At 39.9% G+C, this 21598-nt stretch carries 20 protein-coding genes and 4 pseudogenes; 9 read left to right on the top strand and 15 right to left on the bottom strand.

From position 1 onward, the window contains the following. Window positions 1–62 precede the first annotated feature (62 nt). From purU to ACGEDC_RS15560, 3 genes and pseudogenes are all read right to left on the bottom strand, one after another. A pseudogene (gene purU, locus ACGEDC_RS15570) lies at window positions 63–850 on the bottom strand (formyltetrahydrofolate deformylase). 339 nt (window positions 851–1189) lie between these two features. Next, on the bottom strand, window positions 1190–2647 hold the full coding sequence (locus ACGEDC_RS15565; protein WP_394494306.1) for a PTS transporter subunit EIIC: 1458 nt from the start codon (window positions 2645–2647) through the stop codon (window positions 1190–1192). Further along, the gene (locus ACGEDC_RS15560; RefSeq protein WP_282166884.1) at window positions 2614–3075 is read right to left on the bottom strand and encodes a flavodoxin; all 462 of its coding nucleotides are present in this window, start codon (window positions 3073–3075) and stop codon (window positions 2614–2616) included. The genes ACGEDC_RS15565 and ACGEDC_RS15560 overlap by 34 nt, the downstream gene beginning before the upstream one ends. 157 nt (window positions 3076–3232) lie before the next feature. Here ACGEDC_RS15560 and ACGEDC_RS15555 point away from each other — a divergent pair, with 157 nt between their 5' ends. Further along, the gene (locus ACGEDC_RS15555) at window positions 3233–3415 is read left to right on the top strand and encodes a hypothetical protein (protein WP_055023094.1); all 183 of its coding nucleotides are present in this window, start codon (window positions 3233–3235) and stop codon (window positions 3413–3415) included. 218 nt (window positions 3416–3633) lie between these two features. Here ACGEDC_RS15555 and truC read toward each other — a convergent pair whose 3' ends face one another. After that, a complete protein-coding gene (gene truC, locus ACGEDC_RS15550; RefSeq protein ID WP_394494303.1) occupies window positions 3634–4470 on the bottom strand; it encodes a tRNA pseudouridine(65) synthase TruC in 837 nt (278 codons plus the stop codon). Between the two features lie 10 nt (window positions 4471–4480). Then, window positions 4481–4798 (bottom strand): YqcC family protein, encoded by a 318-nt coding sequence (locus ACGEDC_RS15545; protein ID WP_394494301.1) that lies wholly within the window; start codon window positions 4796–4798, stop codon window positions 4481–4483. Window positions 4799–4918: 120 nt separating this feature from the next. Between ACGEDC_RS15545 and ACGEDC_RS15540 the strand changes: the two genes are divergently transcribed. Continuing rightward, window positions 4919–5944 carry a DUF3549 family protein gene (locus ACGEDC_RS15540; RefSeq protein ID WP_394494299.1) on the top strand — a complete coding sequence of 342 codons (1026 nt, stop codon included), beginning with the start codon at window positions 4919–4921 and terminating at the stop codon, window positions 5942–5944. Continuing rightward, window positions 5941–6327 carry a DUF3301 domain-containing protein gene (locus tag ACGEDC_RS15535; protein WP_055023098.1) on the top strand — a complete coding sequence of 129 codons (387 nt, stop codon included), beginning with the start codon at window positions 5941–5943 and terminating at the stop codon, window positions 6325–6327. Before ACGEDC_RS15540 ends, ACGEDC_RS15535 begins: the two co-directional genes overlap by 4 nt. A gap of 1657 nt (window positions 6328–7984) precedes the next feature. Here ACGEDC_RS15535 and ACGEDC_RS15530 read toward each other — a convergent pair. Then, on the bottom strand, window positions 7985–8308 hold the full coding sequence (locus ACGEDC_RS15530; protein ID WP_394494297.1) for an Mpo1-like protein: 324 nt from the start codon (window positions 8306–8308) through the stop codon (window positions 7985–7987). A gap of 57 nt (window positions 8309–8365) precedes the next feature. Further along, complete coding sequence (locus tag ACGEDC_RS15525; protein WP_065109137.1) at window positions 8366–8995, bottom strand: GNAT family N-acetyltransferase; 630 nt, start codon at window positions 8993–8995, stop codon at window positions 8366–8368. 127 nt (window positions 8996–9122) lie between these two features. Here ACGEDC_RS15525 and ACGEDC_RS15520 point away from each other — a divergent pair, with 127 nt between their 5' ends. Further along, on the top strand, window positions 9123–9353 hold the full coding sequence (locus tag ACGEDC_RS15520; protein WP_394494294.1) for a DUF2789 domain-containing protein: 231 nt from the start codon (window positions 9123–9125) through the stop codon (window positions 9351–9353). Between the two features lie 13 nt (window positions 9354–9366). Here ACGEDC_RS15520 and ACGEDC_RS15515 read toward each other — a convergent pair whose 3' ends face one another. Next, window positions 9367–9753 carry a DUF3192 domain-containing protein gene (locus tag ACGEDC_RS15515; protein ID WP_119968756.1) on the bottom strand — a complete coding sequence of 129 codons (387 nt, stop codon included), beginning with the start codon at window positions 9751–9753 and terminating at the stop codon, window positions 9367–9369. A gap of 194 nt (window positions 9754–9947) precedes the next feature. Here ACGEDC_RS15515 and ACGEDC_RS15510 point away from each other — a divergent pair, with 194 nt between their 5' ends. Together ACGEDC_RS15510 and ACGEDC_RS15505 are read left to right on the top strand one after the other, a co-directional pair. Continuing rightward, window positions 9948–10283, top strand: a complete 336-nt coding sequence (locus tag ACGEDC_RS15510; protein ID WP_192022413.1) for a hypothetical protein — start codon at window positions 9948–9950, stop codon at window positions 10281–10283. Between the two features lie 79 nt (window positions 10284–10362). Further along, window positions 10363–11135: pseudogene (locus tag ACGEDC_RS15505) on the top strand (Zn-ribbon-containing protein). A gap of 137 nt (window positions 11136–11272) precedes the next feature. On the opposite strand, the pseudogene syd reads toward ACGEDC_RS15505, so the two are convergent. Then, window positions 11273–11917, bottom strand: a pseudogene (syd, locus tag ACGEDC_RS15500) (SecY-interacting protein). Between the two features lie 59 nt (window positions 11918–11976). Here syd and queF point away from each other — a divergent pair. Then, window positions 11977–12831 (top strand): NADPH-dependent 7-cyano-7-deazaguanine reductase QueF, encoded by an 855-nt coding sequence (gene queF / locus ACGEDC_RS15495; protein ID WP_394494291.1) that lies wholly within the window; start codon window positions 11977–11979, stop codon window positions 12829–12831. Window positions 12832–12987: 156 nt separating this feature from the next. On the opposite strand, the gene ACGEDC_RS15490 is transcribed toward queF, so the two are convergent. After that, window positions 12988–13698: an HAD family hydrolase gene (locus tag ACGEDC_RS15490; protein ID WP_394494289.1), complete on the bottom strand. Its 711-nt coding sequence runs from the start codon at window positions 13696–13698 to the stop codon at window positions 12988–12990. A gap of 416 nt (window positions 13699–14114) precedes the next feature. On the opposite strand from ACGEDC_RS15490, the gene ACGEDC_RS15485 reads away from it, so the two are divergent. Further along, window positions 14115–14822 (top strand): pseudouridine synthase, encoded by a 708-nt coding sequence (locus ACGEDC_RS15485; RefSeq protein ID WP_394494286.1) that lies wholly within the window; start codon window positions 14115–14117, stop codon window positions 14820–14822. On the opposite strand, the gene ACGEDC_RS15480 is transcribed toward ACGEDC_RS15485, so the two are convergent. Further along, on the bottom strand, window positions 14819–15802 hold the full coding sequence (locus ACGEDC_RS15480) for a LysR family transcriptional regulator (RefSeq protein WP_394494284.1): 984 nt from the start codon (window positions 15800–15802) through the stop codon (window positions 14819–14821). The two genes, ACGEDC_RS15485 and ACGEDC_RS15480, sit on opposite strands and share 4 nt — an antisense overlap. A gap of 179 nt (window positions 15803–15981) precedes the next feature. On the opposite strand from ACGEDC_RS15480, the gene ACGEDC_RS15475 reads away from it, so the two are divergent. After that, a complete protein-coding gene (locus ACGEDC_RS15475) occupies window positions 15982–17976 on the top strand; it encodes an alkyl/aryl-sulfatase (RefSeq protein ID WP_394494282.1) in 1995 nt (664 codons plus the stop codon). Window positions 17977–18068: 92 nt separating this feature from the next. Here ACGEDC_RS15475 and ACGEDC_RS15470 read toward each other — a convergent pair whose 3' ends face one another. From ACGEDC_RS15470 to fusA, 4 genes and pseudogenes are all read right to left on the bottom strand, one after another. Then, the gene (locus ACGEDC_RS15470; protein WP_394494280.1) at window positions 18069–18320 is read right to left on the bottom strand and encodes a hypothetical protein; all 252 of its coding nucleotides are present in this window, start codon (window positions 18318–18320) and stop codon (window positions 18069–18071) included. A 12-nt stretch (window positions 18321–18332) separates the two neighbouring features. Further along, a pseudogene (locus tag ACGEDC_RS15465) lies at window positions 18333–18383 on the bottom strand (hypothetical protein); the annotation flags it as partial. Beyond that, the gene (locus tag ACGEDC_RS15460; protein ID WP_394494278.1) at window positions 18380–18910 is read right to left on the bottom strand and encodes a 4'-phosphopantetheinyl transferase family protein; all 531 of its coding nucleotides are present in this window, start codon (window positions 18908–18910) and stop codon (window positions 18380–18382) included. The pseudogene ACGEDC_RS15465 and the gene ACGEDC_RS15460, both read right to left, overlap by 4 nt. A 393-nt stretch (window positions 18911–19303) precedes the next feature. Beyond that, window positions 19304–21331, bottom strand: coding sequence for an elongation factor G (fusA, locus tag ACGEDC_RS15455; protein ID WP_394494276.1), 2028 nt, complete (start codon window positions 21329–21331; stop codon window positions 19304–19306). Between the last annotated feature and the right edge of the window lie 267 nt (window positions 21332–21598).

Raw genomic sequence — 21598 nt, 5'->3', positions numbered from 1 at the left:
GGCCTTTTTTATAAACTTAATATTTTACTGTGACTATTTGCAGTAACAAAATACAAGCATAATTAGAACACTACTGTCTTATTGCCATACACCACAACTTGCTCATCTAGTACCAATTGTAAGGCTTTACTTAGAACGCTTTTTTCAACATCTCGGCCATTATGTGCCAATTCTTCTGCACTAAAGCTGTGATCAACATTAATCACATCCTGCTTAATAATCGGCCCTTCATCTAAACAGTTATTCACAAAGTGCGCAGTTGCACCAATAATTTTTACCCCCTCTCCCATGCTTGTCGATATGGTGATGCACCGATAAAGGCTGGCAAAAATGAATGATGAATATTAATAATCGTGTTTGGATAATGAGCAACAAACTCTGGCGTCAAAATACGCATAAATTTTGCTAATACAATATAATCAGGCGAGTACTGCTTAATGATTTCTAAAATGGCCATTTCGTGTTGTTGTCTATCAATCCCTTGATGGCAAACATGATGAAACGGGATATCAAACTTTTCAGTTAATGCTTGCAGGTTATCGTAATTACCAATAACTGCAGCAATTTCCACATCAAGGCCGCCATAATAGGACTTCATTAAAATATCACCTAAACAGTGCGCTTCCTTGGTCACTAAGATCACGATGCGCTTACGACCAGCATCTACCAATTTCATATGATTTTGCTCAGGCAGCACCTGCCTAAGATCGGCTAGCAAAGCATCGTCATCAATATGACCTTCTAGCACAGTACGCATAAAAAAGCGTCCTTGTTGATGGTCAACAAACTCGGTGTTTTTAACAATATTTAGGTGGTGGGCAAAACATACCCCTGTAATTTTAGCAATCAAGCCTTGTGCATCTTCACAATCAGTAATAAGAATTTTACGATCTACACTTAATGCAGGGGTATCAGATTGGTTTTTTTCATAACTACACGACTCACATCAATTTTAGCCAATAGGCCTTTCAAACTAAATTAATTCATTAATAACACAGCTAGGGCAAGCACAAGATAAGAACATCAATATTTATGGGTAATTTGATAAATAAGGTAAGTCATATACAGAATATTTAATTTAAAGGGGGAATAATTATGAATTGTTTATCTTATACGCTCTAGAGATGACCAATAATACAGCTCATTTAGAAGATATCCCTGCCTTAAGAAATATAAGCCTGAGCAAGCATTACTGCCTTGTATCCAAGTACCTTTGTAGTAACTTGCGTAAACTTTCTGCTTTTGTGCCAAAAACGACCTGCACGCCCTTACCTACTTTAATCACTCCCTTAGCGCCTAATCTCATTAAACGTGGCTTATCAACTAATTTAGGATCAACTACAGCTATTCTTAGGCGGGTTAAACAAGCATTAAGCTCAATGATATTTTCAGGACCACCCAATGCACTGACCATTGCACGTAAACTTTCTTTATTTCCGGTCTCTTCTGCTGCTATTCGCCCTGGGGTTTTCAAGTTAAACGCAACAATACTGACCCTAAATATCAAATAATAGATAAACGCCGTTAATGGGCCTAAAAACCAAAACCAACTGGTATTACTTGATTGTGCAAATAACACGCTAAAGTCAATCAAGCCATGAGAAAACACCACACTGTGGTTGATATCAAGCAAGATGCAAATCGCATAAGCCGCACCAGTTAATAGCGCATGAATAATAAATAACAGCGGCGCGACAAACATAAAAGCAAATTCAATAGGCTCAGTGATACCAGTCAACCAGCAAGTTGCCGCAGCAGAAAGCATAATTCCCGCAACCCGATTTTGTTCGGGTTTATCAGCGCAGCGCCAAATCGCAAGCGCTGCGGCAGGTAATCCCCACATTTTAATCAAGTAGCCTCCCGCTAGATTTCCCGCTAAAGGGTCGCCAGCAAGATAACGTGCTATCTCACCTCTAACCATTTTACCTTCATGGAAGTACTGACCCACTTCTAGATAAAATGGTGCATTCCAAATGTGATGAAGCCCCAGCGGAATCAAAAAACGTTCTATCGTGCCATAAACGGCAAAAGCTAATGCAGGATCTTGATAAACGGCCCATAGTGATAAGCTATCTATCTGATAAGCGAGCGTCGGCCATATGTGAGCCAACAAAAATGCCAATGCCATTGCAAAAGGAATAATAAGCAAACCGGCACTTCGCTGACCTTCAAAAAATGAAAACATCGCAGGCAATTTGACATCTTGGCTCATTCTCACCACAAAACATGTCATCGCCCCCACTAAAATACCGCCAGCAATACCTGTATCTATGGTGTCAATTCCCCATAAGGGTCGAGCAGGCAATTGATAAATTGCAGTAAATGCCCCCATTGACGAGATAAAAACACCAAAACCAAACACTGCCACAAAAGCCGCTATACCTTGGTCTTTACAAAAGCCAATGGCAATTGCTACCGCAAATAACAATGGCATCATGGTGAAGATTAAATTACCAACAGCTGAAAATACCGTTGCAAGTTCTTGAGGAATAAAAGGAAGTGGATTATATGACAAGCCCAACATCACACCAGCAGCAGGTAAAATGGCAATAGGAATGAGCAGCGCCTGACTGAGGCGCTGAGCAAATTTAAACCACTGCTGACTTAATCGTCTTATTGATTGAGAGACTGAGCGGCTGAGTGCCATGTTGATATCCATTGCACCGCGTCAGTTTCTGGCTCCATGGTTTCACATGCATCAATATCTAAACGCGCTGTTAGCGGTTTGGCACCAAGTTCAGCAAATAATTCATCGAATTGTTTAGCCGCGCCACAGAAAGTCTCGTAACTTGAATCACCTAAACCAATAATGCTGTAACGTAAACCAGGAAGATAAGGCGCTGCGGACTTCATTTCAGCAAACCAAGGCGCAATATCATCAGGTAAATCACCCTGACCTGTAGTTGAAGTAACTATGATTAATAGTTCATCTTCCTTAGGCACAAATCCCGTTAAATCAGATGATTGAATAAGGTTAGTTTCAAAATCAAGTTCAGCAATTTTGCTTGCAAGTGTTTCAGCAACAAACTGAGCACTGCCATATACGGTGCCAAACACTAAATTAACTTTTTCCATGTTATACTTCTCTTCAAGTTAACTAACTTCTATTATTCACTTAGCTAGCGGCTAAGACATGAGGTTGATAACTTCACCATACTGTATTCTCACGCTAAGCTGCAAGTATGAAATACAAACAAAAGTAATAACTTACATATACGTTAAGGTTACTGTTATGCGTCAAGCCAACAGGCACAGATTGTTTAAGCTGCAACATAAGTCCGCTCATATTAGGCGTAACTTCTATTTTCGGTCTGAGCAACAAGATACCAGTAAGCCACTTGAGAAGATTGAAGAGTTTGAAAAGCTTAAATCAGTTTTACTTGAGCATACCAAAGCACCTTTTAAAGCCAGTTAACGCAGACGCTTAAGCGCTAAACCCGTATCGAGAATGGTTATATTAAGTGCATAAAAGATACGTATGCTGTGAGCGGAAAGATAATGTAACGCATTAGAAAGAGATACTGCATCGAGTATCTCTTTGATATTTCTAATCTAAGCCTAAATTAAGCCTAAACCAAGCCTTATTAAGCCCACACCAAGCCTTTATATTGACTAGAGCCAATTAAGCTATGTCTAGGGAGTATCAATATCCAATTGTTCTTGCCAACCAAATTGGTCAAATAAAGTTGACCATTCCTCCTCAAGCTCTGTTTCAATATGCATTAACTCGTTGGTCACCGGGTGAGTAAACTGCAGCGACTTAGCAATTAACCAAAGTCGGTTAATTTCAAAGTGGCTTCTAAAAAACTTATTTTGTTTACCATCGCCATGAGTCGTATCACCAATAATTGGGTGACGTAAATGAGCCATATGGCGGCGTAATTGATGCTTTCGACCAGTTTGAGGCATTAATTTAATCAAACAAAAACGGCTGGTAGGATATCGGCCAGAGCTAAAAGGGATCTCAGCATTTAATAACGGCTCATAGTCTGTAACAGCATCTTGGGCAGGTTTATCTTTACGGGCTTTTTTATCCGCGACTTCATCCAGCTCAACCTTAAGGGCATAATCTAGTCTCGCTGCTTCATGCATATTGCCACGCACTAATGCTAAATATTGTTTCTTCACATGATGTTGCTCAAATTGCTCACACAAGGCCCGTGCTACTTCACTACTTTTGGCAAACAACAGCACACCAGATGTCGGCCTATCGAGCCTATGTACCGGAAAAACATGACAACCGACGAGATCACGAGTAAGTTGCATCGCAAAAAATCGCTCTTTTCTTGCCAAGTATGAGCGGTGAACTAATAAACCTGCAGGCTTATGAATCGCAACGATATGCTCATCTTGAAATAATATTTCCAATTCTGGCGCGACTTCATCATTCTCAGCGTCTTCAGCAACCTCAGTATCGGTACCAATATATTCATCATCAGCAAACGGGCTTATGTATTTTTCTTCAGTCATCACTTTCACCTTATTGACCCGTTAACAGATTATCTAATACAGCTAAAAGCTTGGTTAACTCAGCGAGTTCAGATCGATTGCCCCACACATGCTCAGCCATCGGAGCCAGTGAAATTTTGCTAGGTAACGGCGATTGTGTTTGGATCAACATCGACATCTTAGGAATAAAAATAAATTGCAGCCATTGCTCGAAACGTAACGTATCGCAGGCAAATGGAGCGACACTGGCAAGCTCAGCATCAGATGGTGATTGGATTGACCATAAATGATTGATTTTAAGTTGCTGTTCCAGCGACTCTAGTAATTGAACAGTTTGAATATAAGGCATAACAGAAGATTATCGCTTAAACGGTTTGAAAATATCACAGGTGTTTGTGCGACTAATCATATCATCAGGCGGCAGTTAACCCTATAATAGCGGCAAGTTAATCGCGAAAAATAAGCTCTCATGACACAACTCGAAACCTTAAGCCAATTCCTCGACACTGCTAATACCCAATTTCAGGTTTATGATTTAGGCCGCAGAGTAGCCAATATCGACCCTGTGCTATTTAGCCAAATTGAAGCGCTAAACACGCCTTACCCATATCCAATTCAAGGTCACGCTCAATTTGCCATTGTATTTTGGCGTGAAGACCAGCCACCTTTTATCTGGTTTTTAAAGCTCCCGTTAGATGAGCGAGGATTACTGTCACCAGCACAGCGTAGTCAGTTCATTAAAATGATTTTAGAAGCACTTGGACGTGATCCAACAAAAGCGTTAACTGATGAAGAACAAGAACGCTATGCCAATCACCCATTTAGCTTTAAACCAAGCCAAGAAAAGTTAGCATTATTTAACGCATTGGTAAAAAAACAGCTAAGCCAACAAGCATCTGCACAATTTGAATATGCGGCTCAATATTTTGCACAGTTAGATGAAACACAAGCCCAAAGCGATAATTGGCAACAATTGGGTTTACAGGGCATTGCTGATGTCTGTGTTCGTTTAGACAAATTTGATCATGACAAACACATCAATGCATCATTTTCATTCGCGCCTTTAGAAGTACAAGCTGCTGTGTGTCAGTGTTTAGAACATGTCACCATCTCAAACTCGTTGGCCGAAACCATTTTTGATAAATTATCGGCAGCAGACATTGAGCACAAACATATCTATCTGCGAGCGCTATCGTCTCAGCCTGAATTAACCCAAAAAGCCATTAAACAGTTGGTTAATTTTCAGCAATTAGATGAAAACTTATTGATCACTATTGCAGCAAGAAGCTGGATAGCATTAAAAGATGATGCAACTCGCAAACTTTATCTAGAAGTTTTAGCCAATCAACCTCAAAACTTCTTTAATCAAGTATTTGCTGATATCGTAGCAATACCAAGCCTGCGAGAATCGCTATTACTAGACTTAAGAAGTACCGACCGCAGCGCCACACTTTCTTCCGCCATTGGCGGATTATTTAGGGCCGTAAGCCAATGATGTCAGATTTTATATTAATCGTTGCCGTTGTAGTGGTCGCTGCATTTTTTTGGCAATTACGCCAAATGGCAGAGATCAGCCGCCGTTATGCTGAAAAGTCTTGCGCCGGTCAGAAGGTTCAGCTGCTTGCTATCGCAATGGAGTCGGCAAAACCGAGTATTGGCGGTACAACAGGGTTATGTTGGCGAGCTAAATTCATGTTTGAGTTCAGCACCGACGGTATTAACCAATACCGTGGCCATATCAACATGCACGGCAAAAAAATTGAAAAAATTAATTGGCCAATTTTTCCGGAGCCTGAATGGATGGACGCACCAATGGCTAAAGGCAAATTTGGTGGTTGCGGCGGTGCTTCGAGCTGCAATTCGGGTAAATGCCGATAATAACGACATTGATGCGCTTTATTATCACTAACGCTATCATTTTGATGGCGTTTTTTATATCTGTCGCTAACACTTTTAAAAACACGATAAGAAGCGTGAAAAGTCATAGTAAAAGTAGAGGTAAAGTAGAGTTTTCACTTACACCAGAATGCGCGAACCAATGCACGCCTTTAAAAGTAAAAAATAACGGTAATTAAAGCTTAACCTTGCCGAAATAAACTTGAGTCCAAACTTTACAAATTCCAAAAGAAAGACCGCGACAATAAATTGCCGCGGCCTCTTGTACTCTTGTTAAGCCTTCCCGCTATTTTTGTGCTCCCTGCACCATCCATGCGTCTAACTTGCTCCGTGCGCTATCCTTATTCAATCCTTGATGTTCCTTGTACACTGAAGTACTGTCCCTCTTACTCGATTATCCCTTGACCGAGCCTGCTCAAATCCTTAAGCGTGTCCTTTAATTCATCCTTGGTTTTCTTCCATGACATCCATGATTCAATCATTTGCATCCAATGCAATCACTGTTATCCATAACAGCGTAAATCCTTTTATTGATGTCCTAAAAATCCTTTTCTACAATAAAACCCTTCATCTTAATGATGTCAGTATCATCCTTTGACACTGCCGTTATCCATAACGGTTGTTTTACTGTCGTCGAGAAAGTGAATTCTTAATCATCATCCTGATGAACAAATTATCTTTCTCTTGCATTTACTGCTTGGGTATATTTTAAGAGATGAACGAATAAATAAATATGCACAAAACAGCAAATTAACAAAAAAACAACACTACAAACTTTGAATAAATAGCATAAAGCTAAATTTATCAACAGCTTAAAAAAACCGCTTAGTGTAAGTCTATTTTAAAAGCGATTATTCTCACATCTCTTGTGAGATATCTCTTACAAATCGGGTAGACAAATGCACTTTTGAAGCCGTTAGGTTGTTCACATATTTAACAAATGAATATCTCATATAATAAAAAGCGCAACCCTAACATGTAAGGTTGCGCCAGTTTTACGCTTTGTTAGCCATCCTGCTAAGTTGTGCTCCCTGCTCCATCCTTGCGAATCGTCTTGCTCCTTGCTCCCTTATTCCTTTTTTACTCAATATCCTTGTATATGCCTTTTAAGCCATACTTGAGTTCTCAATCCTTTGAACAGTCAATCCTTTTGACCGAATCTAACTCCTAAAATTACCTTCCTAGTATTTGCTTCCTGCTACCCATATCTTCCTGACTTGGGGTCATCCATGTTTCAGTTAATCCTTAACTGAGCTTTTGCCCACTCCTTGAGCGTGTCCTACTTTCATCCTGAAAATCATTACATGTATTAGTATCAATAACTCTCATCCTGAGTGTTAATCGCCAAATACTTTCTAAGCACTACTATTACTGTTCACTGACTTTTAAAAAGTTACTTCCTGTAACGATTTGTTTGGTCATTCAATTAATTGCTTAGTGACTTTATTGTATTGAAATCATGTAATAGAAAAATGTACAAAAGTGGATGAAACAAAATATTCACAATAGCCAACGTTAAACCAAAAATCTAAACTATTGTTTTAAAAGAACATAAAAATTAAATAAAAGAAATTAACTCGATTAAAGAATATGAAAACCTACAGTAAGGTGAGAGATCTCTTACATTCCTGATTAACACTTAACCTAAGTTTTTCTTGAGGCCGAGTTTATCTTTTAACATTTGTGCAAACATGACCCAGTCAGCAAGTAAACTATAAAAGGGGTACTCAAAGGTGGCGGGTTTATTCTTTTCAAAGAAGAAGTGACCAACCCAAGCAAAGCCATAACCGATTACGGGCAATGTCCATAAAAGCCACCATTGTTGTGATAACAACACTATAATCAACATGACCACAATAATTCCGCTACCGATATAGTGAAGTCGTCTGCATGTTACATCTTGATGTTGAGATAAATAAAAAGGATAAAAAGAATTAAAGTCTTGGTATTTTTTCGTGCTCATTTTCCATCCTACCTAGCGATAAAATCAATACGCTCACTATATAAACTGCGAACCGAGTTATTTACTCGAATATATCAATACTTCGCCATCTACAGTGCCGATCGTCAGTTGAGAAAGGTGCTGAAAACCCTCACGGATAAATAACTCACCGTGTTTAGGATTGTTAATAAACACGCCGATACCATCGAGTTCAGGTTGGTCATCACACCAACTTAACACAGCGTGAATCAATTTAGCGCCATTCCCTTTACCCTGTTCAATGGGCGATAACGCTATAAACTGCAGAATGCCATATTGATTACTTGGTAGGCTTTCTAAAATACTATTCTCTTTGTTGATTAAAGCTTGCGTGGAGCTCCAACCGGTTCCCAGCACCATTTTCAAACGCCAATGCCAATAGCGGCTTTCACCTAATGGCACTTGATGAGTAATCACGCACGCAACACCAATCAACCTTTCACCATTAAACCAGCCAATTAAAGGCTGCTCTTGCTGCCATAATTCAGTTAATTCTTCCCTGATAGCGGCACGTAATTTTTGCTCGTAACTGGCTTTATTAGCTGTGGACAAGGCTTCAATGAAAAACGGATCATCATGATAGGCGTTGTATATTATCGACGCTGCCACCCGTAAATCTTCTGCTGTCAGGTACACTGCACGATATTCCGCCATAGTAGTCTGTTCCATAATTTCAGTCTCATTGAAGTTCAGTGAATAGTTACAAGTTAACAAGTTTGAAACATATTGCAATTTTAATCCGCTCGCCTAGGCTTAATGCAGATAAGTCCATTCACTTCTTAATAAGGACGTCATCATGGATACCACCTCAATAACGTTAAACCACCTATTTGAACAACTCGGACTGGATGCATCATCGACTGGAATTGAGCACTTTATTACTACGCATAACATTCCTAACGAAACACCAATTACCCAAGCTAGCTTTTGGAATGAGGCACAAAAAGCATTTATTACAGAGGCCTTAACGCAAGACGCCCAGTGGTCAGAACTCGTCGACCAACTGGACGTATTATTAAGGCAATAACAGTAACTACAGACTAGATTTTTTGGTAAGCCGTATCGCCCCAACCAACTAATTTATTATCACTGATCACCACAGGAGTACATTCATCCTTAGTGGTTTTACCATCACCTTTGCTCCACTGAGTACGATAAAAGAATACATGGACTTCTTTTTTCGGACTGTCTGCGTCAGCTTGAGTAACATAAGCCTCACTGAAATCAGCAGTACCCATTAGAGTCGTTACTTGATCTCGCGCCATACCAATCGTCAACTTAGATAAATTAGTACGATTAGTTTGTTGTTGTTTTTCCCAATAAGAACTGCTGCGATTACCTTCGTGATCACCCACATTCAACACACAACCACTCAATGAAAGACTGCTTACAGCCATTAACAATGCTAAACCCAATTTTGCTTTCATGATACTTCCTTATTATTAAAATGATTCTCACGTAATTTCTACTCAAACTGTTTTTGAGATACGTTATAATGTTGTCCATTATGATTAAGCTAAAAGCATGCCAAAAGTTATATTATTGATTTTATTATATTTTTAAAATAACATTTGATTAAATCATCATTTTCACCAATCAACATTGAGGATTTTCACTAATTATGAGTCCAATCGAACAAGTCCTCGCAGCGGCCAAAACCATTGCAATGAATGGCCACACTCCGACGATGGCATTAGTAAAAGGAAAACTGGGTGGTAAAGTGCCAATGCCTTTGTTAATCCAAGGCTTGCAACAGTTTAAAGCTATCCCAAAAGATCAGTGGCAAACCTTGCCAGACCTGGGCGATGCGCTAGAGTCGACCAAACAAACAGCCAATACTGAGCGACAACAACTTGAGCAACTATTTCAAACGCAAATTCAACAAATGAAAGCTGACTTTGACAAAAAAATTGAATTGCTAGAACAGCGTATCGCCCAATTAGAAAATCAATCATAAGACTGTTATTAGTTTAAATTGGATTGACCACAAGACTTTTTAACGACACCCAAACACTTAACACATTAACGGAACCCCCATGTTTGTCACTGAGCTCAGATTTGAATGTTTTGCGGATACTACCATCACCGCGGCAGAAAAAGCCATCAACCATTATCTCGAATCATTACGAGCAAACGGTCAAATATTGGGAAGAGAATTTGCAGTCGCCTTTAACGAAGGTGAGTTTAAAGTGCGATTGTTGATGCCAGAAAAAACCAGCTTAGCAACTCGTCACAATAGTCCTTGGACTAAACAAGCCTTACAACAATTAACAGACGCAAAACTATTAGCACCGCGCGAGAAATATATAGGCCAAGATATTAACTCTGAAGTAAGCAATACGGAGCAGCCTAGCTGGCAAGTGTTATATACCAGCTATGTGCATATGTGTTCACCTATCCGATCTGGCGATAACTTGCTCCCCATTCCACTGTATCAGCTGCCTGCAACCTTTAACGGCGATCATAAACGCGTCATTCGCTGGCAGACAGAGTGGCAAGCCTGTGATGAATTACAAATGGCTGCGGCCACAAAGGCTGAATTTGCAGCATTAGAAGAAATTACCAGTCATCAAAGTGATTTATTTAGACGGGGCTGGGATATCAGGGGCAGAGTTGAGTATTTAACTAAAATCCCAACTTATTATTATTTATACCGTGTCGGTGGCGAAAACCTTGCCAGTGAAAAAACCGAGCTTGTCCACGTTGCGGCTCAAAAGCGTGGCGTTTAGATGAGCCATTATTAGACATGTTCCACTTTAGGTGCGAGCCATGTCGAATTGTATCGAATATCTCATGGGATCATCAGTAAAATTATCTTCTCGTCAATAGATACTAATACAACGAGTTAGCTGATAACGCATTATCGGTTCATTCAATAAAAAAGCCAGACCGCATCTATAGCCTGATCTATAGCCTGGCTTTTTTATTTTATGTCCGAATAAGCAATTATTTCTTGCCTTTAATCAAATCATTCCACATCATTTTCATTCGCTGCCAAATACCTGGATGAGCAACATATTCCTCTACAATCGGCTCTACCGGCGGCGTTACTCGTGGTGTTAGCGCATCAATAAATTCCGCAAGACTATCGGCTAATTTATCTTTGGGCCTATCACCTGGAATTTCAATCCACACACTGCCATCTTCATTATCGACAGTAATCATCTGTTCGCCATCGCCTAAAACGCCAACAAACCAAGTTGGTGCTTGTTTAAGCTTTTTCTTCATCATTAAGTGGCCAATCACATTTTGTTGCAAAGATTCAAAATCTTGCTGGTTCCAAACCTGCAGTAACTCCCCTTCTCCCCATTTAGAATCGAAAAAAGTGGCGCAGAAAAAACTCACCATAAAAGGCATTAATATCTTGATGAAGCTTAATGTCTAATGCATGTTCTACATTACTGAAATCTGAATTACTTTTTCGTTTTACCGCTTTCCAAAAACCGCTTCGTCAGATTCAAGATCATACTTGCCTTCAATACAAGCGGATCCTTGCCCACATGGGAAATAACGGGGTAACTCGTCTAATACATCCTGATAAGCTTGTATATAACGGCTAGAAAAATGTTCCAATGAAGTTGAACAAGACACTTAAGATGCTCCAGTTTTGGGTTATAATAAAAGTCTATTTTGACACGGAAACAGACTAGATGACACACAATCACGACCCCTATAGTGATGCAGATGCACTTAAAGGACTCACTTTAGGTCAATCGACGCAATATCAAGCAGAATATGATGCTTCACTGCTGCAAGGGGTTCCTCGTAAACTTAATCGCGACGCTATTGAATTAACTGATAATCTGCCGTTTCAAGGGGCAGATATTTGGACTGGCTACGAGTTATCTTGGTTGAACGCCAAAGGTAAACCTATGGTCGCAATGATTGAAGTTTACCTTGCTATCGAAAGTGATAATTTAATCGAATCAAAATCGTTCAAGTTGTATCTAAACAGCTTTAACCAAACACGTTTTGACAGTGTAGAGCACGTTCAGCAAACCTTAACCACTGACTTAAGCCAATGTGCTAATGGTAAGGTAACAGTGAGAGTGATTGAGCCTAAGCAGTTCAATACTCAACGTATTGTTGAACTACCTGGCAATTGTATCGATGAGCTTGATATTGAAGTCAATGATTATGAATTTAACCCTGAGTACTTGCAAGACAGCACTGAAGAGAAAAATGTTGTCGAAACACTCACGTCAAACTTATTAAAATCTAACTGTTTAATCACTTCACAGCCAGATTGGGGAAGTGTGATGATCCGTTATCAAGGCCCAAAGATTAATCATGAAAAGCTATTGCGCTATTTAATCTCATTCCGCCAACATAATGAATTTCATGAGCAATGTGTAGAGCGTATTTTTACCGACCTAAAACGATACTGTCAATGTACTAAACTCACTGTTTATGCTCGTTATACTCGCCGCGGTGGATTGGATATTAATCCATTTAGAAGCGACTTTGAGCAACCTCCAGAGACGCATCGATTGGCTAGGCAATAACAGTAAAACGATTAAAACTGCTCATATAACACAGCAGTTATTAGCACAATAAGAGCTAGAAACTATAAAGCCTGCAATCGCAGGCTTTATTCATTTTTGAACACTAATTTCGGCACTAATAAATAAGCACTAACGATTAGGAATTAGCATACATTGTTAAGCATATTTGCCGATAATCGACATTAAATCTTCAACATTTCTGGCAATATAATCTGGCTTAACGCTCCAACTTCTAGGCTCAGACTGACTATAAGCTGCAGCTACAGAAATGACTTTTGCATTGTTTCCAAGCGCTACCTGTAAGTTACGCGCAAACTTAGCATCGGCTTCGTGATCGCCAATATACATCAGTAACTCACTGTCTGTATGTCCTAATATTGATTCAACACACTTAACGCCGCCAAAAGGGTGTGGCTTTTGATTACCGCTAGACACATCATCATAGCCAACAATCGCCTTAAACGGAGCGCCAATGTCATTGTTATTTAGTACGCGACGAATATTTTTCTGCGAGTTTTGTGAACATATTCCGTGATGATAATGAGAAAATTCCTGCACGACATCCTTGATACCATCAAATAACATCACCTCAGTTTCATTCCTCTCTTGATACTCTGCCCACATGCTACCCGCTTGGAGCATTTCCTTCTCTGTTAATCCATAGTAATCAACATAGAGTTGCTGCCAATTTTTAGCGCCATGATTCGCTTCATGGTAAAGCGCTTCAGTTAATAAATACTGAGGTAGATTATCACCAGTTAAATGAGGTGCGACGATAGATAAAATAGCTTTGGTAATATCAATATTTTTTGGCACTGAATTAACTAAGGTTCCGTCATAATCCCAAAGTATTGCATCTAATTTCATTGTATTTCCCACTGATTAATAAACTGAACAAAATAACGATTCTTATTTATATCAAAAATTAATACCAAAACAATGCAGACTGAAAATTGTCATTTTAACGCGTCGATAGCTAAAAATATGATAAGTAAGTGCTCGATAAAATAAGCGGCGTAGGTGTAAAAAACAACTATTATCGTTGTAGCCCCATGAGCTTGTTAAATACTCACCACAAGAGTTATCACCATGAATCAATAAAGTTAATATTGAGATTGAAATCTAAGCAATCCCAGTTTGACCTTTATATCAGGTGACTTTTATATCAGATAACTTCTATACCAAATGATTATTTAAATCGCTAAAGTTATTAGCTGTGCATCTATCATTTGGTATCCGTATAATATGGTATCACTCAGGTTTAAGATTAAGAGCCACCGTTAATGCCAAACACCAACCAAGCCTGTCTAACAGGTTTAGAACAAAATGCGACTCAAAATGCAGCCTCGCATCCCCAAGAGCCAGCCCAAGAATCTGTCCAATCAAGTCAGCAAGACCTTCAACAAGCTCATCAACACTTTAAAATATTTAAACCCTTTGGTTTTTTGAGTCAGTTTGTGCCAGAAACACGTAAGAAAAAACATCTGCTGGCAGAACTCTATAACTTTCCAGATAAAACCATGGCGATTGGTCGACTAGATCATGACTCAGAGGGGCTACTGTTACTCACAACAGACGGCATGATGAGCCATAAAGTGAGAAGTAAAGGCATCGAAAAAGAATATTATGTTCAAGTGGATGGCGATATCGATGACAAGGCGGTATCACAACTACAAAACGGAGTTGAAATTGGTATCAATGGCACAAAATATCTCACCCTGCCTTGTAAAGCCTTTAAATTGGCACAAGAGCCACAGCTCCCCTCTCGTGGTCGTAAAATTCGCGATCCAAGGCATGGGCCAACCAGCTGGGTATCAATCACCTTATGCGAAGGTAAAAATCGTCAAATTAGAAAAATGACAGCAGCAGTAGGTTTTGCCACATTAAGGTTAGTTAGAGTCAGAATTGGCGATATTCATATTGACGCCATGCAAGCAGGTGATGTTATTTCTCTGAGCAATTTTGACGCGGTTATTAATAGCGATAATTAACGATCACTTTCTAGCAAGTACACCTTTTCCATTGCAGTCTCCACTAACTCACGTAACCACTTCGTTGCCGGATCTTGTTGATTACGGGTCGGCCAAATGCTGTAAATTGAAATCAATTGGCTTTCGAACGGCAAATCCATCAAGGTCAAATTAAAGATAGATTGATAGTTTTTAGCATAGGTATATGGCGCAATGCAGATTGCATCGGATTTACTGACTCCCGATAACATTGTGAGCAAAGATGATTTTTCGCCATACATATGGCGCTCAGGTAAATGCTCTGTAGAAATAATCTCTGCTACCCGTTGATTATGGCGATGTAATCGGTAAAACAGATGTTTAGCAGCAAAATACGACTGTTCATCAATACCGTTTTTAAATTGAGGATGGTTCGCCCTCGCCACACAAACGAGCTTTTCGGTAGCAATTTGTTTGCTGGAAAATGATGCTTCGCTCGGCGCCACAATATCTAACGCTAAATCAATATGCTGTTTTTGAAGCGCTTGATATAAATTACCTTCATCAATAATCGCTTCAGTAAAGATGATTTCAACGCCTTTATCAGCCACCGATTTTTCTATATCTGCCTCAATCAAATCAATAATTGATTCATTCGCACTGACATGAAAAACACGTTTTGATTGCTGCGGGTCAAACGCTTTAACGCTATTAATACACTGCTCTATATCGATTAAAGAAGGCCCTAATGTTTGGTGTAAATGTTGGCCTATTGCGGTAAGAGCAATACCTCGACCTTGCCTGACAAATAACTCAGCCCCAACAAGGGTTTTAAAGCGGTTAATTGCATTGCTAACAGAAGATTGGGTTAATGAAAGGTGTTCAGCTGCAAGTGTAATTGATTGATAATCACATACACTACAAAATACCCTAACAAGATTAAGATCCAGCTTATGCAGCTCTTGTTGACTCTTTTCTTGTTGCAGCTGTTCTAATTGTAATTGCCCTAAACCCTGCTTCACTTTTACCACCTTAATACCTGATTTATACAAATAGATTTCCAATTTAAATGCACATTCAAGCCATTGATTAACGCCCAATACATTCATACAGTAAATGTACTAACCATTCTTAGCTATAGTTATCTTTATCATTTTTGTTGTTAACTTATATTCAACAACAATAAATCCTAGAGGCTTACATGAGAAAATCATTACTTGGTTTAGCGATAACCTTAACGTTTACCACCCAAGCTTTTGCAGCTCAGCATGAACACGACCATATCACTGTTGATTACCATGGTAAGCCCGCAACCCCTTTCACCGCTGAACATAATAAATCAGTGGAAAAAACTTTAAACTTTGATGACAAAGCCGCTTTTGAGCGATTTAGTAAAAACAAAATCGCATCATTTGATGAGGCTACAGCTAAAGTTTTGCGAGCAGAGTTTAGCTTTATTAGTGAAGAGTTACCTGACTCCGTTAACCCTTCTTTATATCGTCAAGCACAGCTGAACATGGTGCCAAACGGGCTATATAAAGTCACTGATGGTATCTATCAAGTTCGCGGTACCGACTTATCTAATTTAACGCTTATCCGAGGTAAAACGGGTTGGATTGCTTATGATGTATTACTCACCAAAGAAGCGGTGCAGCAATCGTTAAAGTTTGCCTTTGCTAACTTACCTGAAGGTGAGGATTTACCTGTTGTCGCGATGATTTACTCTCATAGCCATGCCGATCACTTTGGTGGAGCCCGTGGTGTGCAAGAACTGTATCCTGATGTCAAAGTGTATGGTTCATACAATATCACCTCAGAAATTGTCGATGAAAATGTCCTTGCAGGTAACGTGATGAGCCGCCGCGCAGCATATCAATATGGTGCAACATTGGGTAAACACGACCACGGAATTGTAGATGCTGCACTTGCTAAAGGCTTATCAAAAGGCGAAATCACCTACGTTAAACCTGACTATGAACTAAACCATAATGGCAAATGGGAAACCTTAACCATTGATGGTCTTGAAATGGTATTTATGGATGCCTCTGGCACTGAAGCTGCCAGTGAAATGATCACCTACATTCCGTCAATGAAAGCGCTGTGGTCTGGCGAATTAACTTATGATGGCATGCACAACGTGTACACCTTGAGAGGAGCGAAAGTACGCGATTCTTTAAAGTGGTCTAAAGACATTAATGAAATGATTAACGCCTTTGGTGAAGACGTTAACGTATTATTTGCCTCTCATTCAGCGCCAGTTTGGGGCAATAAAGAGGTTAATCATTATCTTCGCATGCAGCGTGATAACTATGGTTTAGTTCATAACCAGTCAATGCGTTTAGCCAATAACGGCGTGGTTATTCAAGATATCGGCGACGCTATCATGGAAACCATACCTCAAAACGTTCAAGACGAATGGTATACCAATGGTTATCACGGCACCTATAGCCACAATGCCAAAGCTGTGTACAACATGTACTTGGGTTACTTTGACATGAACCCAGCCAATTTAAATCCATTAACTACCAAGGCAGAAGCAACAAAGTTTGTTGAGTATATGGGCGGTGCCGATAACGTGGTGCAAAAATCAAAACATGATTTTAGCCAAGGAGAGTATCGCTTTGTTGCTACTGCGCTCAATAAAGTCGTTATGGCAGATCCACAACACGATGCGGCGCGTGAATTACTCGCAGACACTTATGAACAACTAGGTTACCAAGCTGAGGGCGCAGGTTGGCGTAATATTTACCTCACTGGAGCTCAAGAGTTGCGACTTGGCATCAAGCCTGGCGCGCCAAAGTCAGCCTCTGCAGATATTATTAGCGAAATGGATATGTCGACCTTATTTGATTTCCTTGCGGTTAAAGTTGACAGTATCAAAGCTGCTGAACTTGGTAATATCACTTTAAATGTAGTGACTCAAAACGGTAATCAAACAGACACTTTATTTGTTGAATTGAGTAACGGTAATTTAAGTAATATTAATGTCGAGTCACCAAAACATGCAGATGCAACTCTGACAGTAAATAAAGCTGATGTGGTTGGCATATTGTTAGGCAAGACGGATATGAAAGCACTGATGCAGTCAGGTGCGGCGACAATGGAAGGTGACAAACAGGCTTTCGCTAAAATCGCTTCGACTCTAGTGCAATTTAATCCTGATTTTGAAATCGTTCCATTAAAACATACTCATTAATTAGGGTCTGTTAAATGATGAGAGTCTAGTGGCTCAGAATAAATAGTTTAAAACTAGACAGTTTTACCTATCAGCTGGTTTGGATGCGTGATTCACAACGTCAAGCCAGCTGATTTTTTTGCTTTCAGCTCAGGAAATAAATCGTCTGAATTTGTAGATCCACCTCCTATACTCACGGCAAAACGATACAAATGATCAAGCTTTCCTAAATAACAATGCCACTGCGGGGCAATGACAAAATCCGCTAATAAACCATCAGGGTCAATCGCCTTTAATAAGCTTAACGGGATATTTTGTTGTATCGCAATCGTCTCATCGTTAACTTGCAACTCACCAACACTCATGGCAGATAAATCAAACGCAAAAGATTTTAGCGATAAAGCTAAGCCTAAGCCTTTCGCTTTTATATAGGACTCTTTAAGCGCCCATAAATCAAAAAGCGTTCTCTGTGTTTATCTTCAGATAAAGCGAGTAATGCACTCTCTTCTGGTTTCGAAAAATAGTGATTTAGAATCGAATGGATATTCGTTGTTTCACGGCGGCGCTCAATGTCTACACCAAGTTCTATTTCTCCTTGCTGCTGAATTGCACCGTTAGTTTTTACTACCCCAATTAACAACCAGTCACCACTGTGGCTCAGGTTAAACTGCAAACCGGTATCCGCAAACTGCTCCGCCGTTAACCTCGGCTTACCCTTCTCACCATATTCAAATTGCCATTCATCAGGTTCAATACTAGCAAAGCGCGATAACACGCTGCGTAAATAGCCTCGCACCATTAAACCTTGGTCTCTAGATAATTGCTGAATAAAACGATCAACCTTTTTAACCTCATCTTCAGGCAGCCACGAACGAACAATAAAAGCACTCGACTCATCTAATAAATCAGTATTAAGGGGACAGAAAAATAATTGAATGGCGATTGGCAGCTTCAAACTAGGCTCAGGCTAAATAGGCAATGCACCATTGTCGCTTGTTTTAGGAAGCAATTTCAACAAGCAAGGTAAGTTATCAATGTGATTGTGGCGTTAATACGCTGATGTGTCGACGCTAAAGCGTGGGCTCACTGAACTAATTTTAAATAATATAGAACAGTCTTGAACTATCTTTAAATTATATAAAGCAGTCCTGAACTATCTTGAAATTATGTAAATAGTCTTGAACTATCTTTAAAATAATATAAAACACTCCTGAACTATCTTTAAAATAATATAAATAGCCCTTAGCTAACTTTAAATAACCTAAATCAAGCTTAATTGACTTAATGAAAAAAGGGTTGAGCAATGCTCAACCCTTTATGGTTTTTATCTTATAACAAGCATTAAAAATTACTCAGCCAGTGCTTTTACCGCCTTTTGAGGAAGCACATCGTAGTGACTAAAGTGCATCGAGAATTGGCCTTCGCCACCAGTCATCGATTTAAGGCGAGTGGAATAATTACTCACATTCGCCAGCGGCGCTTCAACACTCACTTCCACTAAGCCATTGCTATTTGCTTGGGTACCACAAACGATACCTCTTGAAGAGCTAATATCCCCCGTAATTTCACCCACATGGTTTTGAGCCACATGAATTTGCATATCAACAATGGGCTCTAAAATAACAGGTTGAGCCAGTTTTACCGCTTCCATAAAGGCTTTTTTACCCGCCATGACAAAAGCAATCTCTTTTGAATCGACACTGTGATGCTTACCATCAAGCAAAGTGACCTTCACATCCTGTAATGGGTACCCACCCATTTCGCCCGCTAACATGGCTTCGCGCACACCTTTTTCAACAGCCGGAATATACTGAGTTGGCACAGAACCACCCACCACTTTGGAGACAAACTCAAAACCTTGTCCACGCGCTAACGGTTCAACTTTCAATTCAACTTCACCAAATTGGCCAGAACCACCAGACTGCTTTTTATGACGATAACGATACTCCGCCTCAGCCATAATGGTTTCTCGGTAAGCCACTGCAGGCATATCGGTATCCATGTCCACATTAAATAAATTTTGCGCTTTCTCTAAAGCAATTTGAAGGTGTAAGTCACCTTGTCCTTGCAGCACTGTTTGACCTTCTGCTTCGTTGCGACTGATTTGTAAACTCGGATCTTCGGCCACCAGCTTATTTAATACTTCTGATATTTTCTGTTCATCACCACGGCGTTTAGCAGATACTGCCAATCCAAAAATAGGTTGCGGGAATTTAAGCTCGGGTAAATGGAATTCATCTTCATCATGGCTATCGTGAAGCACAGCTCCCACAGATAACTCTTCAAGCTTAGCAATGGCGCAAATATCACCGGGCAAAGCTTGATTGACATTAATTTGTTTATCGCCTTGAAGTTTCATTAAATGAGACACTTTAAACGGCTTGCGTCCGCTACCAATAAACAATTTCATTCCCACAGAAATTGTACCTTGATACAAGCGGAAAACTCCCATACGGCCAAAGAATGGGTCTATCGCTACCCTAAATACATGCGCTAAAACATGATCAGAGGCTTTTTGAGTGACATCAATCGGCTTAGCTTCATCGCCGTAGCCTTTAATAAATTGCGGCGGATTCGCTTCAAGTGGATTGGGCATTAACTTAACCAGTATCTCTAATAACGAGCTGATCCCAATATCTTGTTCAGCGCTAGTAAAACAAACTGGCACTAAATGCCCCATTCTTAACGCTGTTTCTAAGGGCGCATGCAGTTGCTCTGGAGTGAGTGATTCGCCTTGTTCTAAATAAAGCTCCATTAAGGATTCATCTTCTTCAAGTACGGTATCAACAAGTTCATCTTTAGCTTGAGAAGGATGACTGAATAAGGTCTTCGCCGTATCATCGCAATTTAAATAGCAATCAACGACACCATCAGCTGTGGCATTGGGTAAGTTAACCGGCAAACAACGATGACCAAATTGATGCTGAATATCTATCATCACATCTGATACTTTCTGTTCATTGCCATCCATGTGATTTATCGCAATGACCACCACTTTTCCTTGGCTTCGGGCTGCTTCAAATGCTCGCTTAGTGACGGATTCAATGCCAACACTTGCATTCACCACCAATAATACTGATTCAACACCTGGTAATGGTAATAGTGCACGTCCAAAAAAGTCAGGTAATCCGGGAGTATCGATGAAATTGATGTGGTGAGATTGATAATCAAGATTTAAAAATGAAGGTTCTAAACTGTGTCGATGAGATTTTTCTTGGGCAGTGAAATCAGCATGATTTGTGCCCTTGTCGACCCTGCCTTTTAAACTTATAGCATCAGCGCGAAACAGTAACGCCTCAAGTAACGAGGACTTTCCTGCGCCTGTGTGTCCGAGCACTGCCAGATTGCGGATTTGCTCAGTGGTAAACTCAGCCATGTTGGCCTCCTTTGTTCACATTATTAAACTATCCATATCTTTGTCTTACTATGTTTACATTTGACGATAAAACACCCATAAATTCAGTATAGATCGGTAACATTGTTGAATAATTGACTCAGATCACTCTTTACAGCCGTAACGTTTTTTATAACAAAATCACCCATTCGGCTTACAAGTGTTAGCTAATTCTGGTCGTATCAGTGATTAATTAGTTTCGGGTGATTGTATCGGCCCGAAACCTCAGGTACTCTGCATGCTCGATTG

This window comes from Shewanella sp. ENK2, assembly GCF_043568515.1.
Classification (GTDB): Bacteria; Pseudomonadota; Gammaproteobacteria; order Enterobacterales; family Shewanellaceae; genus Shewanella; species Shewanella japonica.
This window is presented reverse-complemented; position numbering and strand designations above follow the sequence as displayed.